Genomic DNA, 13,602 nt, shown 5'->3' with positions numbered 1-13,602 from the left:
AGAGAGTTCGGTCTCGGCGACGACTCTCACAGGATGACGTGTGCATGTCCCTCACGGTCCGGGTTGGCGGCGCGTGGCGCCTAACGACTGGCGCCGCGCTGCTCGCGGCCGCACTGTCCGCGCGCGGCGCCGCCGGGCAAACCGCGTCGTCCTCGTCGCTGTACATGCCGCGCTCGATCACCGCCACCTATGCCAACGGCACGCGGACGATGGATGGCCGGCCGGGTCCCAGGTACTGGGAGAACCACGGCCGCTACTCGATGACCCTGACGGCGATGCCGCCCGATCGCACCATCCGCGGCACCGAACAGATCGAGTATGAGAACAACAGTCCCGACACGCTGCGCGCGCTGGTCATTCGACTGTTCCTCAACGTTCACAAACCCGGCGCCCCGCGCGACGGCGGAACGACGCCGGATTATCTCACGAGCGGCGTGCACGTGGACACGTTCGCCGTGAACGGCGCGGTGACGGCGTGGCACGACAGCCCGCAGTTCTTCACGTGGCAGCCGGTCCGGTTAGGCACGCCGCTCGCGCCGCACGACTCGGTGCATTTGCGCTTCGACTGGCACTACGAGATTTCCAAGCGCGCGGGCCGCGAAGGCATGCTCGATTCCACGACGTACTATCTGGCGTACTTCTATCCCCGCGTCTCCGTCTACGATGACTACAACGGCTGGGACACGATGGATTTCACGGACCTGCAGGAGTTCTACAACGACTTCAACGATTACGACGTGACGCTGAACGTGCCGGCGAACTACGTCGTGTGGGGCACCGGCACGTTGGTCGACCCGGCCGCCGACCTGCAGCCGGATGCCTTACAGAAATTCCAGGCGTCGTTCACGTCGGACTCGACGATCCACGTTGCATCGGGCGCCGACGCCGCGGCCGGAAGAATCACGCTGCAGCAGCCGGTGAACCACTGGCACTTCACCGCGCACAACGTGCCCGACGTGGCGTTCGCGGTGAGCAACCACTACGACTGGGATGCGGCGAGCGTGGTCGTCGATGACGCGGCGCATCGTCGCGCGAGCGTCCAGGCCGCGTACAACGACACGGCTGCCGACTATCACCACATGGTGGGCTTCGCGCACCACGCGCTCGACTGGTTGTCGCACCACTGGCCGGGGGTGCCGTATCCGTACGAGAAGAGCACGGTGGTGCAGGGGTCGGCGGACATGGAGTATCCGATGATGGTGAATGATGGCTCGACGCCCGACACCATCCTCTCGCGCTTCGTCGTCGAACACGAAATCGCGCACACGTACTTCCCGTTTTACATGGGGATCAACGAGACGCGCTACCCGTTCATGGATGAAGGGTGGGCGACGACCTTCGAGTATCTCATCGGCACGTCGGATCTGGGCGCGGCGCGGGCGACGAACTTCTTCAAGCAGTTTCGCGTGGAGGGATGGATCAGCGATCCGTCGCCGCTCGAGGACTTGCCCATCGTGACGCCGGCCGATGTGCTCAAGGATGCGGCGTACGGCAACAACGCGTACGGCAAGCCGGCGCTCGGCTACCTCGCCCTGAAGCAATTGTTAGGCGACGACACGTTCAAGCGATGCCTGCACGCGTTCATGGACCGGTGGCACGGCAAGCATCCCACGCCGTGGGATTTCTTCTACACGTTCAACGATGTGTCGGGCCGCAACCTGGATTGGTTCTGGAACAGCTGGTTCTTCAGCCATGCGTACATCGATCTGGGCATCACCGGCGCCCGGCGCGGTGCGAACGGCTGGACGGTGACGCTCGAGAACGTCGGCGGCATGCCGGCGCCGGTGGACGTGGTGGTGCGCTACACCGATGCGACAGTCGACAGCGTGCACGAGACGCCCGCCATCTGGCGAACGAATCTGCGCCGCGCGACGGTCGCCGTGCCGGCGAAGAAAGCGGTGGCCTCGATCACCCTCGACCACGGCATCTGGATGGATGCGGACAGCACCAACGATCGCTGGACGGTCAAGCGTTAGGCGGCGCTCATTTCAACCTCGGCTTCGTGCTGCGCGGCGCTTTGGTGCATTCCGGCCAGGTAGTCGGCAGGCGGCGGAACCGGAACGCGGCGTTGCGGCCGGCGGTGGGCGGCGGCAGCTCGGCTTCGAGCTGTTTCGCGGCGGCCACCAGGTCGACGCGATCGCGCTTGATCATCGTCGGATCCTCGGACGCCAGATACGCCAGCATCGCGGTCAGCGTCGCGTTGGACTTGAGGTCGTCGTAGACGATCTTGTCCGGCGTGTCGCGGTTCGTGTGCCAGGTGTAGTTGCCGTAGTCCCACGGCAGCGCGCCTAACCCGAACGCCGGCAGCCCGTAGCAGGAGAAGGAGTAGTCGTCGCTGCCCCCGCCCGCGGGGAAGCCCGCGCCGCCGAATTGGATCTGGTTGCGCAGCTCGAGGGGAATCTGGTCGAGCCAGCGCGCGATGTGCGCAGCAGCATCCGGCAATCCCGCGCCGCTCAGCCGGACGATGCGTCCCGTGCCATTGTCCTGATTGAACAACGCCTGCAACCCCTTGAGCACTTCGGGATGATCTTCGGTGAACGCTTTCGAGCCGACCTCGCCTTCTTCTTCGCCGCTCCAGTCGCCGACGAGGATCGTGCGCTTGGGGTGCGGATACACGATGTGCAGGATGCGCATCGCTTCCATCATCGTGAGCGTGCCGGTGCCGTTGTCGGTGGCGCCGGACGAACCGTCCCACGAGTCGAAGTGCGCGGACAGCACCACGTACTGGTCCGGCAGCTCGGTGCCTTTCATCTCGGCGACGGTGTTGTAGACCGGCTGCTCGCCTAACAACTGGGCGTCGAGATTGAGGCGCACCAGCGGGTGCTGGTTGTTTTCGGTGAGGCGGAACACGAGGCCGTAGTCCTCGCAGCTCAGCGCGATGGCCGGCGCTTTGGTGTCGTACGTCTCGAAGACTTCGATCGTGCCCCAGGCGTCCTTGGGCCGCGACGTGATGATGCCCGCCGCGCCCGCGGCCTCGAGCCGCAGCCCGAGCTCGCCCGTCCCGAGCGCCAGGCTCATGCCGGTGCCGCGCACGTTGCGGCCGCCCCACTCGCGGCGCAGCGAGTCGCGCAGGCTGTCCATCCGCGCCGCCGATGCCGGGATCGCGTTGGTCTGCCAGTCCTCCGTTGGGCGGCAGGAGAGATGGGGCGCCGACACGAGAATGAACTTGCCCTTGACGTTAGGCAGCCACTGCGCGAACGCCGAGCTGTCGGCAAAGTGCGGCAGGATGATCGTGCTCGCCGTCAGGTCTTTCTTGTTCGTGCCCGGGCTGTAGCCGAGCATCGTGCCCTCGAGCGAGCGCACGCGGGGCGCGATGAGATCGATGTGCGAGTAGCCGCGACGCCAGCCGCGCCACGTGCCGTACTGCTCGTTGCGCGCCGGGATCCCCCAGCTCGTGTAGGTATGGACCAGCCACTCGTTCGCGCGTTTGAGGTCCGGCGTGCCCGTGAGGCGCGGTCCGAGCGAGTCGAACAGCTCGTTCGCCAGACGCTCGGTCTCGGAGCTGTCCATCCCGATTTGCCAGATGCGCTTGATGATTGGGTCGTCGCTTTGAAAGGTCTGGGCAGAGGTGCGATGCGGCGCGGCGGCGAACAGCAGCGCGCCGGCGAGGAGCAGAGACGGTCGCATGAGACGGGTCAGGTCGATGTCCGATGTGAGCGGCGGGCCAGCAAGCGGTCAGAATATCGCGGGTGGACCACGGGTGCGGTACAGGGCCCGATGTCGGCGCTGGCGCGAGGGCGGACCGCACGGCAACTTATCGCCAGCAACCGCCGTAGTGTCGAGCTCGCCGCCGTACGTGTGTGCCCTTCCACCATATCCTGTCATGCATCGCCCTCATCGTTTTGCCGGGCTTGGATTCGGTTTGCCGATTCTCGCCCTCGTCATCGGAGCCGCATCGCTCCCAGCGCAAGGCACGACGCGCATGCTGCGCTCGCCCACCGTGAGCGCCACCCAGATCGCGTTCGCGTACGCGGGCAACATCTGGGTCGTGCCGCGCGCCGGCGGATCCGCCGTTCGCCTAACGAGCTTCCCGGGCGAGGCCATGAATCCGCACTTCTCGCCGGACGGCAAGTGGATCGCGTTCAGCGGCGAGTACGGCGGCAACACCGACGTCTACGTGATGCCGGCGGACGGCGGCGAGCCGAAGCGCCTCACCTGGCATCCCGCGCCCGACCTCGTGCAGGGCTGGACGCCCGACGGCAAGGCGATCGTGTTCTCGTCGTCGCAGTCGTCGAATCTGCCGTCGCCGATGCCGCGCTGGTTCACCGTCCCGGCCGAGGGCGGGATCGTCACGGCGATGCCGATGTATCGCGCCTATCAAGGGAAAATCTCTCCCGACGGCCGGCACATCGCCTATCGCATGAACAACTCGTGGGATGAGGAGCGCCGCAACTACCGCGGCGGACAGAATCGGCCCATCTGGATTCTCGACACGAAGACCCTCGACATCGACACGATTCCGAGGCCTAACTCGAAGGAGATGGACCCGGTATGGGTGGGCAACACCACCGTATACTTCCTGTCGGATCGCGATGGGGTGTCGAACGTGTGGTCGTACGACATGACCTCCAAGCAGGTCAAGCAGATCACGAGCTTTTCCGATTTCGACGTGAAGACGCTGGATGCGGGCGCGAACGCGCTCGTGTTCGAGCAAGCGGGGTATGTCCACGAGCTCGATCCGTCGAGTGGGAAAGAACACATCGTGCCCATCACGGCCGTGGGCGATTTCGCGTGGATGATGCCGCAATGGAAGGAGGTGTCGCGCTACATCGCGAACATCGCGCTCTCGCCGACCGGAAAGCGCGCCGCGATCGAAGCGCGCGGCGAGATCTTCACGGTACCGGCAGAAAAGGGCGACGTGCGGAATCTCACCCAGTCGGACAGCTCGGCGGAGCGCGATCCGGCGTGGTCGCCGGACGGCAAGTGGGTGTCGTACTTCAGCGACAAATCGGGCGAGTATCAGCTCGTGATCGCTTCTGCCGACGGCAGCGCGCCCGCGCGCACGATCGCGCTCGCGCATCCGACGCACTATTACACGCCGAGCTGGTCGCCCGACGGCAAGCACATCGTCTTTCAGGATACGAATCTCCGGTTGTGGGTGGTGGACGTCGCGACGGGGAAGGCGACCGACATCGGCGGCGACGACTGGATGGTGCCGGAGCGGTCGCTCAACCCGGCGTGGAGCCCCGATTCGCGATGGATCGCGTACGTTAGGCGTCTCAAGTCGCTCTACCGGGCGATCTTCGTCTACGATATGCAGACCGGCCAGACGCACCAGATCACCGACGGCCTGGCCGATGCGACGTGGCCGGCGTGGGATGCGAGCGGCAAATACCTCTGGTTCTTCGCGTCCACCGACCTTGCGTTAGGCTCGGGCTGGTTGGACATGTCGAGCTACGGACACACGGAAACGAAGGCGCTCTATCTCGCCGTGTTGTCGAAGAACGATCCGTCGCCGTTGCTGCCGGAGAGCGACGAAGACACGGGGATCCCGCAGGAGCAGACGCCGGGCATGCCGCCGCTGCCGCCGCGCGAGCGGCCGCGGCGTCCGGCGCGCACGGACACGACGGCCGACACGACCGCAGCCAAGCGCATTCCGGCCGATTCCCTCAAGGCCATGCTGGCGCCGCGCCGCCACGTCGAGATCGATTTCGATGGATTGCTGCAGCGCGTGGTGCCCGTCTCCGAAATCGCCGAGCGCGACTACGGGGAACTGAGGAGCGGCGTACCGGGCACCGTGTTCTTCACCGAGAACCTGCCGGAGACGGGCACGAAGGAAGAGCGGTTCAGCGGCGGCACGCTGCACCGCTACGATCTCAAGGAACGCAAGGCGATGCCGTTCGTGCAGAACGTCGCCGATTATTTCGTGAGCGCGGATGGAAAGAAGCTGTTGTACCGGACGCCGGGTCCCGAGGGGAGTCTCTTCCTCGTCGACGCGACGACCCACGACGCGCCGCCGGCCGGCAAGGGCAAGCTCAATGCTCAACTGCGCATGCTCGTCGACCCGACGGCGGAGTTCAAGCAGATCTTCGACGAAGGGTGGCGCAACCAGCGCGACTACATCTACGTCAAGAATCTGCAGGGCACGGACTGGGTGAAAGACAAGGCGATGTACGGCCAGCTGCTGCCCTACGTGAAGCACCGCGACGATCTCAACTACCTGTTGGACATGATGGGATCGGAGATTGCGATCGGGCACTCGTTCGTGCGCGGCGGCGACATGCCCGGCGAGATGCAGCCGCCCGTCGGTCTGTTAGGCGCTGATTTCGAAGTCGACAATGGCCGCTACAAGATCACGAAGATCTACGGCACCGACAGTTGGAATCCGGATCTGCACGCGCCGCTCACCGCGCCCGGCGTGCAGGTGCGCGTCGGCGATTATCTGTTGGCGGTGAACGGGCAGGAGCTGCGGGCGCCCGACAACGTCTATCGGCTGTTCGACGGGACGGCCAACCACCAGACGGTGATCACGGTCAACGAGCGTCCCACCATGGATGGCGCGCGCCGGGTGACGGTGATTCCCGTGGCCAACGACGCGGGTCTCCGCGCCCGCGCGTGGGTGGAGCACAACCGGCACCTCGTCGACTCGCTGTCGCACGGCGCGTTGGCGTACGTGCATCTGCCTAACACAGCCGAGGGCGGCTACACCAGCTTCAACCGCTACTATTTCGCGCAGCAGGACCGCAAGGGCGCGATCATCGACGAGCGCTACAACGGCGGCGGGTCGGCGGCCGACTACATCATTGATGTGCTGCAGCGCACCTTCGATGGGTACTTCAACAACCCGGTGGGCGACCGGTATCCGTTCACGAGTCCCGCCGCCGGGATCTGGGGACCGAAGGTGATGATCATCAACGAAATGTCGGGCTCGGGCGGCGACCTCATGCCGTACATGTTCAAGTACCGCAAGGTCGGCCAGCTGGTGGGCATGCGGACGTGGGGCGGTCTGGTGGGCATCTGGGACACGCCGAGCTTCGTGGATGACGGCATCATGTATGCGCCGCGCGGCGGCTTCTTCGCCGTGGACGGAAAGTGGGCCGTCGAGAACGAAGGCATCTCGCCGAACATCGAAGTCGAAGACTGGCCGAAGGACGTCGCGGCGGGGCACGATGCGCAGCTCGAGCGCGCGGTGGCCGAGGCGATGCAGGAGCTGGCGCAGCATCCGGTGGAGCGGGCGACGCACGAGCCGCCGCCGCCGATGTGGGGCAAGCGGGTGAAGCCGATCACGCCCTGACGCCTAACGCAGGACCGGCCGCGGCGCGCGGGATGGGCGTGCGCGTCGCGGCCGGGATCGGCGGACTCGGCTCACTCGACGACGTCGGTCCCGTACGGATGGTCGAGCGGTTCGCGCACGTGCGCGAGATCCGGCGACACGACGCACACGTGATGGAGCGCGGCGCCCCAACGCGTCTCCCACGCCGCGAGCGCGTGCGCGACGGCGCGCGCGCGTGTCGTGTCGTTGATCCGGATCTGCTGAAAATCCCAGCCTAACGGTGCGTTCCCCGAGTAGCCGTTGATCGAGGGCACGCGGCGGTCGAGCCCGGCCCACATGCCGACAACCTGATAGGACCAGGTCATCCGCCGGCCGTGAATTGGCGCGTACAGCACCGCTCCACACGACGGACCGATGAGCGCCTCGACCCGGCTGCTCTCGGCGCCCGCTTCGGCCTTGTCGTACACCTGCACGTGCTGCCCCTGCTCGAGCATGAAGACGAGCGCGGCGAGCACGGCTGCGATGCGCCATCGCGCGGCGAGCGCCTGCTGGAAAAACAGCGCGATGCCGACCGAGGCCGGCACGAGCAGGACGAGCCCCACGCGCGAGATGGCGCGCAACGCTCGCGCGCCCGGCACCCAGTGGAAGATCAGCGGCCACGCGGTATAGTGCCCCGGGAAGACGGTGGTGCAGAGCACGAGCGCCGCGCCCGTTGCCGCGAGCAAGATGCCAAACGGAGTGCGCCGCGCGCTCCACAGGCCCCAGATGACGAGCGCCGTGGTCACCAGGCCGAGGCCGAGCTGCTGCTCCTGCGGCATCGAGAGCGTGAAGTGCGCGCCCCGCCAGAGCGTGTCGTACATCCAGTTGTCACGTCCCATGTAGAGCCACGAGGCCGGCGTGGGCATGAACGACGCGAGCGCCCCGTATGGCCGCACGCCGAGGCTCTGCGCGACCGCCAGATAATGGATGGCGAGCGGCGCGACGAGCACGGCGCCCGCTGCCACGCACCCCGCGGCGGCGAGTGCGTTCCGGCGCACGACTGCCACGAGCGGCGAACGCAGACGCGGCACGGCCACGGCGCACACGGCCGCGATGCCCAACGCGAGGACGAGGAAGAATCCATAGTAGAAGGCGGCCCAGAATTGCGCCGCCAGCGCGATGCTGAACACGAGCATCCAGGTTGCCGACGCGGCCCGATCGTCCCGCGTGTCATCCTCGAAGAGACGCACGAGCGCGTACAGCGCCAGCAGCATGTAGAACTGCGGCTGGAGTTGCGGGTGCGCGAGCTGCGACGTGCGCGCGTTCGCGAACGCGAACAGAAAGGCGCCGAGCGCGGCTGCCGTTGGGCCGACGCGGATCGCGCGCCGGATCAGCGCGTACGCGGCGACGAAGTTGAGCGTCGCCATGGCCATGAGCCACCACTGCAGCGCGGTCGTGGGACCCAGCCCGGCGCCGCGCAGCAGCCAGTAAACGGGCGCTACCGTTAGGAGGGTGTCCGAATACGCGATCACGTTCCGCGCCGGGAAATAGAACGGCGCGTTCCAGAATTGTTGCTGGCCGGGCACGCGCAGCAGCCACAGATAGCTGTGCTCCAGCACGTACAGGTTGAACCGGGAGTCGAGCAGATCGCCTTCGACGAGCGCGAAGCGCGACAGGATCATCCCGTGGAAGACGAGCACGAGACCCGCGGCCCACGCGCCGGCGGGTGCGAGCCACGCCAGCACGCGGGCGCGCACGGCCGACGGCCGCCGACCTGAGCCTTTCTCTATGCCGCACGACGAGTCGATCACCGGGTGTCAACGACCGCGGCCCGCATAGGTCACACGGCAGAGAACGCCTTGCCGGGCTCGGGTACCGACTTCATCCTCCCAGTGCCTCTTACCTCCGCCACCGATGAAACCGTTCGCAGCCGTAGTGTCCATCGTGTGCATCGCCGCGCAGACGGTCTCCGCGTCCGCGCAAGCGCCCAACAACGCCGATCTTACGCGATGGAAACAGGAAGCCCAACGCGTCACGATCATTCGCGACAACTGGGGCATCCCGCACGTGTACGGAAAATCCGACGCCGATGCCGTGTTCGGGATGATCTATGCCCAGAGTGAAGACGACTTCAATCGCGTCGAGACCAACTTCGTCAACGCGATGGGCCGTCTCGCCGAGACCGAAGGCGAAAGCGCGATCTATCGGGATCTGCGGATGAAAATCTTCATCGATCCGGATACGCTGCGCGCCAAGTACCGCGAGAGTCCGGCCTGGCTCAAGTCGCTCATGAATGCATGGGCCGATGGGCTCAACTACTTCCTGTACACACACCCGCAGGTCAAGCCGCGCGTGATCACCCGCTTCGAGCCGTGGATGGCGCTGTCATTCAGCGAAGGCAGCATCGGCGGCGACATCGAAGACGTGAGCCTCAAGGAGCTGGCCGCGTTTTACGGCACCGAGGTGGGCGCCGACGAGCCCAAGAACATCAGCGACGGCGACGGCTCACCGCCCGAGCCGGGCGGGTCTAACGGAATCGCGATTGCGCCGTCCAACACGCTCGACCACCATGCGCTGCTGCTGATCAATCCGCACACGTCGTTCTTCTTCCGCGCCGAGCTGCAGATGGTGAGCGACCAGGGCCTGGATGCGTACGGCGCGGTGACCTGGGGACAGTTCTTCGTCTACCAGGGATTCAATACGCGCACCGGCTGGATGCACACGAGCAGCAACGCCGACGACAAGGATGAGTATCTGGAGACCGTCTCGCAGAAGAACGGGCGCTACTACTATCTGTACGGCGGCAAGGAATATCCGATGATCGTGTCGCACATCGCGGTGCCGTACAAGACGGACGCCGGGATGAAGAAGAAGGTGTTCACCGTGTATCGCACACGGCATGGACCGATCGTGAGGAAGATCGGCGACAAGTGGGTGAGCATCGACATGATGAACGAGCCGGAAAAGGCGCTCATTCAGTCGTACACGCGCACGAAGTCGCTCTCATACAAGGATTTTTTGAAGACGATGCAGCTGCACACGAACTCGACCAACAACACGATCTTCGCCGACGCCGACGGCGACATCGCGTACTTCCACGCGAATTTCATCCCGCGCCGCAATCCGAAATTCGATTGGACGAAGCCGGTGGATGGCAGCGACACCGCGACCGACTGGCACGGCCTTCTGTCGGTCGACCAGACGCCGCACCTGCTCAACCCGGCGAGCGGTTGGCTCTACAACAGCAACAACTGGCCGTGGTCGGCGGCGGGGCCGAGCAGTCCCAAGCGCTCGGACTATCCGCCGTACGTCGAGACGGGCGGAGAGTCGTTCCGCGGCTTGCACGCGATCCGTGTGCTGGAGCATCGCAAGGATTTCGCGATCGACACGCTCATCAAAGCCGCGTACGACAGCTACCTGACGGGCTTTGCCGCGCTCCTCCCTCCGTTAGTCAACGCGTACGACCATCTGAGCCCGTCGGACTCGCTCAAGGCGACGCTCGCGCCGCAGATCGATTCCCTGCGCTCGTGGGACGATCGGTGGTCGACCGCGTCCGTGCCGACGACCCTCGCCGTATACTGGGGCATGACGTTAGGCGAAATGGTGCGGGCCGACGCGCGCAAGGCGAACGTGCCGGTGGATGACTACATGGTGAACGGCGCCAGCGACGCCGACCGCCTGCAGGCGTTAGTCGTGGCCACCGACAGCCTCACCTCGCAATTCGGATCCTGGCGCACGCGGTGGGGCGAGATCAATCGCTATCAACGCAACACCGGCGACATCGTGCAGCACTTCGACGACGCCAAGCCGAGCATTCCCGTCGGCTTCACCTGGTCGCGTTGGGGATCGCTCGCTGCCTTCTCGGCGCGTCCGTATCCCGGCACCAAGAAGTGGTATGGCACTGCGGGCAACAGCTTCGTGGCGGTCGTCGAATTCGGCGACAGCGTGCGGGCGAAGGCGATCACCGCAGGCGGCGAGAGCGGCGATCCGAGCTCACCACACTTCGGCGACCAGGCGGAGCGATACGCGACCGGCAGCTTGCGGCCCGTATACTTCTATCGGTCGCAGCTGGTCGGGCATACGGAGAGGATCTACCACCCGTAAAGGCGGACACGACTACAGGCGGACAAAACGGACAACGCCGGACAGGGCCGGACTGAAGGCGACACCAAAGGCGGACTGTCGTCCGCCCTTGTTCCGCCTGTAGTCCGGCCCTTTCCGGTGTTGTCCGTTTTGTCCGCCTTACCGTTTTTTCGTAAGCGTGCCCAGGATTCCGAGACTCAACGAGCCGTCCTTTTCGATGTGAAACGCCATGTGGTCGGCGAGACCGTGCTCGGGGTCGTGCAGGATGACGCTGTCCGAATGTACCTCGTAGGTCAGATGACTCGCCGGCTGTCCTTCCATCGACAGCACCTTGCCGTGTGAGAGCTCCATCGCGAACTCGCCGCTCGCGTTACTGTAGTATTTCCCATCCACCGAGCTCGACCCGCACGCCGTGAGCGAGCCTGCGACGAGCGCGGCGCTGAAGAAACTGCCGAGAATGACCAGACGGCGCATGGCGAACCTCCCTGCGGGAATGTCGGGATGTGTCAGACACTTCAGTGTGTATCGCTATGCGCGCAATGGCGGAGTTTTCGATCATGGCGATCTCCCTGCCGTTGCAGGAGGTGCCGCGATAGTTTGAGCCAACAGGTCCGTTGAACCCGAACATTTCGCGCAGACCATGATTCTCGCCGGTACGATGCTCGATGCACTCGCGCGATCACGCGACGCGGCGCGGCACTGACATGCGCGTCGTCTCGCTCCTCGCCAGCGGAACGGAGATCGTCTGCGCACTCGGCGCCAGCGACATGCTGGTTGGCCGCTCGCACGAGTGCGACAACCCGGACTGGGTGCGATCGCTGCCGTCGTGCAGCTCGCCTGCCTTCGACGTCTCGGGCTCGAGCCGCGAGATCGACGCCGAAGTGAGGCGCCGGATGCACGCCGGCGAGCCGCTGTACATCATCCACACGGATCTGATCACCGCGCTTCGGCCGGACGTCGTGATTGCCCAGACGCACTGCGAGGTGTGCGCGGTCACGCCTAACGATGTGCAGCGCGACGGCGCGTGCCTGGATCCGCGGCAGATGGTGGCGCTGTCCGCGTTCTCGCTGGACGACATCTCCGGCAGCATCCTTGCCGTCGCCGAGCGGTTGGGTCTCGCCGAGCGCGGACGGGCGGTGGTTGCCGCCGAGCGTGCGCGCCTCGACGCCGTGCGCGCCGCGACCGCCCACCGGCCTCGGCCTGACGTTGCGCTGTTGGAGTGGACGGACCCGCTGTTCGTCATGGGCAACTGGATGCCCGAAGTCGTGATGGCGGCCGGCGGGACGCCGCTCCTCGCGCACCCGGGCGACTATTCCTCGGCCACGACGTTCGAGTGCGTGCGCGATGCGGATCCCGATGTCGTCATCGTCGCGCCGTGCGGGTTTCCGCTCGCGCGCGCGCTCGCCGAGCGTCACGTGCTCGAGAGTTATCCGGGGTGGCGCGACCTGCGCGCCGTGCGCGATGGATCGGTCGTCATCGCCGATGGCAACCGCTTCTTCAATCGGTCGGGCATGACGGTATCGCGCACCGCCGAGATGGTGGCCGAGATGCTCCACGGCGTGTGCATCGGCGAATCATCGCACGGCAGCTGGTGGCGCTGGCTCGATCGCGACGCATCGTGAAGAAGGTCCTGCTCTCCTGGAGCAGCGGAAAGGACAGCGCCTGGACACTGCACGTGCTTCGTCAGCGCGCCGACATCGACGTTGTCGCGCTGCTCACCACCTTCAACGCCGACGCCGATCGTGTGGCGATGCACGCCGTCCGGCGCGATCTGGTGCGGGCGCAGGCGGAGCAAGCCGGCCTGCCGCTCTGGGAAGTGGACCTGCCGTGGCCGTGTACCAACGACGACTACGAGTCGCGCATGCGGGCCGTGTGCGAGCGGGCGCTGGCGAACGATATCGCTGCTGTCGCGTTTGGCGACCTCTTCCTCGCGGACGTGCGTGCCTACCGGGAGACGCAGCTCGCAGGCACGGGCCTGGAACCGCTCTTTCCGCTCTGGAACGCGCCGACGGCCGAACTTGCCCGGGAGATGATTGCCGCCGGCGTGAAAGCGCGCATTAGCTGTGTGGACCCATCGCAGATCGCCCGATCGTTCGCCGGCCGCGAGTTTGATGCGGCGCTCCTGGCCGAGCTGCCGGCGACGGCGGATCCGTGCGGCGAGAAGGGCGAATTCCACACGTTCGTCTACGATGCGCCCGTGTTCACAGGCGCCATCGACGTCCGGTCGGGAGTGATTGTCGAGCGAGATGGATTTGTGTTTGCCGACGTGTTCAGCACGCCGGCGCCTTGAGTTAGGCACGGCCTCGCGTGGCGGGCTCTGCCGGGCG

8 protein-coding genes are annotated in these 13,602 nt (G+C 65.8%); 5 read left to right on the top strand and 3 right to left on the bottom strand.

The annotated features are described in order from the left end of the window. The first annotated feature begins 44 nt into the window (after positions 1–44). Complete coding sequence (locus tag VFW04_08880; GenBank protein ID HEX5179429.1) at positions 45–1,976, top strand: M1 family metallopeptidase; 1,932 nt, start codon at positions 45–47, stop codon at positions 1,974–1,976. A gap of 7 nt (positions 1,977–1,983) precedes the next feature. Here the strand turns inward: VFW04_08880 and VFW04_08875 are convergent, their stop codons facing one another. Continuing rightward, positions 1,984–3,627: a M28 family peptidase gene (locus tag VFW04_08875; protein HEX5179428.1), complete on the bottom strand. Its 1,644-nt coding sequence runs from the start codon at positions 3,625–3,627 to the stop codon at positions 1,984–1,986. Positions 3,628–3,823: 196 nt separating this feature from the next. Between VFW04_08875 and VFW04_08870 the strand changes: the two genes are divergently transcribed. Beyond that, entirely contained in the window at positions 3,824–7,234 is a 3,411-nt protein-coding gene (locus VFW04_08870; GenBank protein HEX5179427.1) for a PDZ domain-containing protein, read from the top strand. 71 nt (positions 7,235–7,305) lie between these two features. On the opposite strand, the gene VFW04_08865 is transcribed toward VFW04_08870, so the two are convergent. Then, complete coding sequence (locus tag VFW04_08865; GenBank protein ID HEX5179426.1) at positions 7,306–8,949, bottom strand: hypothetical protein; 1,644 nt, start codon at positions 8,947–8,949, stop codon at positions 7,306–7,308. Positions 8,950–9,106: 157 nt separating this feature from the next. Here VFW04_08865 and VFW04_08860 point away from each other — a divergent pair, with 157 nt between their 5' ends. Further along, positions 9,107–11,296 carry a penicillin acylase family protein gene (locus tag VFW04_08860; GenBank protein HEX5179425.1) on the top strand — a complete coding sequence of 730 codons (2,190 nt, stop codon included), beginning with the start codon at positions 9,107–9,109 and terminating at the stop codon, positions 11,294–11,296. A 138-nt stretch (positions 11,297–11,434) separates the two neighbouring features. On the opposite strand, the gene VFW04_08855 is transcribed toward VFW04_08860, so the two are convergent. Beyond that, the gene (locus VFW04_08855) at positions 11,435–11,749 is read right to left on the bottom strand and encodes a hypothetical protein (protein ID HEX5179424.1); all 315 of its coding nucleotides are present in this window, start codon (positions 11,747–11,749) and stop codon (positions 11,435–11,437) included. 230 nt (positions 11,750–11,979) lie between these two features. Here VFW04_08855 and VFW04_08850 point away from each other — a divergent pair, with 230 nt between their 5' ends. Both VFW04_08850 and VFW04_08845 read left to right on the top strand, forming a co-directional pair. Next, complete coding sequence (locus VFW04_08850; protein HEX5179423.1) at positions 11,980–12,897, top strand: ABC transporter substrate-binding protein; 918 nt, start codon at positions 11,980–11,982, stop codon at positions 12,895–12,897. Next, positions 12,894–13,565 (top strand): hypothetical protein, encoded by a 672-nt coding sequence (locus tag VFW04_08845; GenBank protein ID HEX5179422.1) that lies wholly within the window; start codon positions 12,894–12,896, stop codon positions 13,563–13,565. The genes VFW04_08850 and VFW04_08845 overlap by 4 nt, the downstream gene beginning before the upstream one ends. The last annotated feature ends 37 nt before the right edge of the window (positions 13,566–13,602 follow it).

The organism is Gemmatimonadaceae bacterium, from assembly GCA_036273715.1.
In the GTDB taxonomy this organism is placed as follows: Bacteria; Gemmatimonadota; Gemmatimonadetes; order Gemmatimonadales; family Gemmatimonadaceae; genus JADGGM01.
This window is presented reverse-complemented; position numbering and strand designations above follow the sequence as displayed.

Excerpts from the sequence above, each read along its gene's own strand:
- VFW04_08880 (HEX5179429.1), top strand. The coding sequence starts at position 45 with ATGTCCCTCACGGTCCGGGTTGGCGGCGCGTGGCGCCTAACGACTGGC.
- VFW04_08875 (HEX5179428.1), bottom strand. The coding sequence starts at position 3,627 with ATGCGACCGTCTCTGCTCCTCGCCGGCGCGCTGCTGTTCGCCGCCGCG.
- VFW04_08870 (HEX5179427.1), top strand. The coding sequence starts at position 3,824 with ATGCATCGCCCTCATCGTTTTGCCGGGCTTGGATTCGGTTTGCCGATT.
- VFW04_08860 (HEX5179425.1), top strand. The coding sequence starts at position 9,107 with ATGAAACCGTTCGCAGCCGTAGTGTCCATCGTGTGCATCGCCGCGCAG.
- VFW04_08855 (HEX5179424.1), bottom strand. The coding sequence starts at position 11,749 with ATGCGCCGTCTGGTCATTCTCGGCAGTTTCTTCAGCGCCGCGCTCGTC.
- VFW04_08850 (HEX5179423.1), top strand. The coding sequence starts at position 11,980 with ATGCGCGTCGTCTCGCTCCTCGCCAGCGGAACGGAGATCGTCTGCGCA.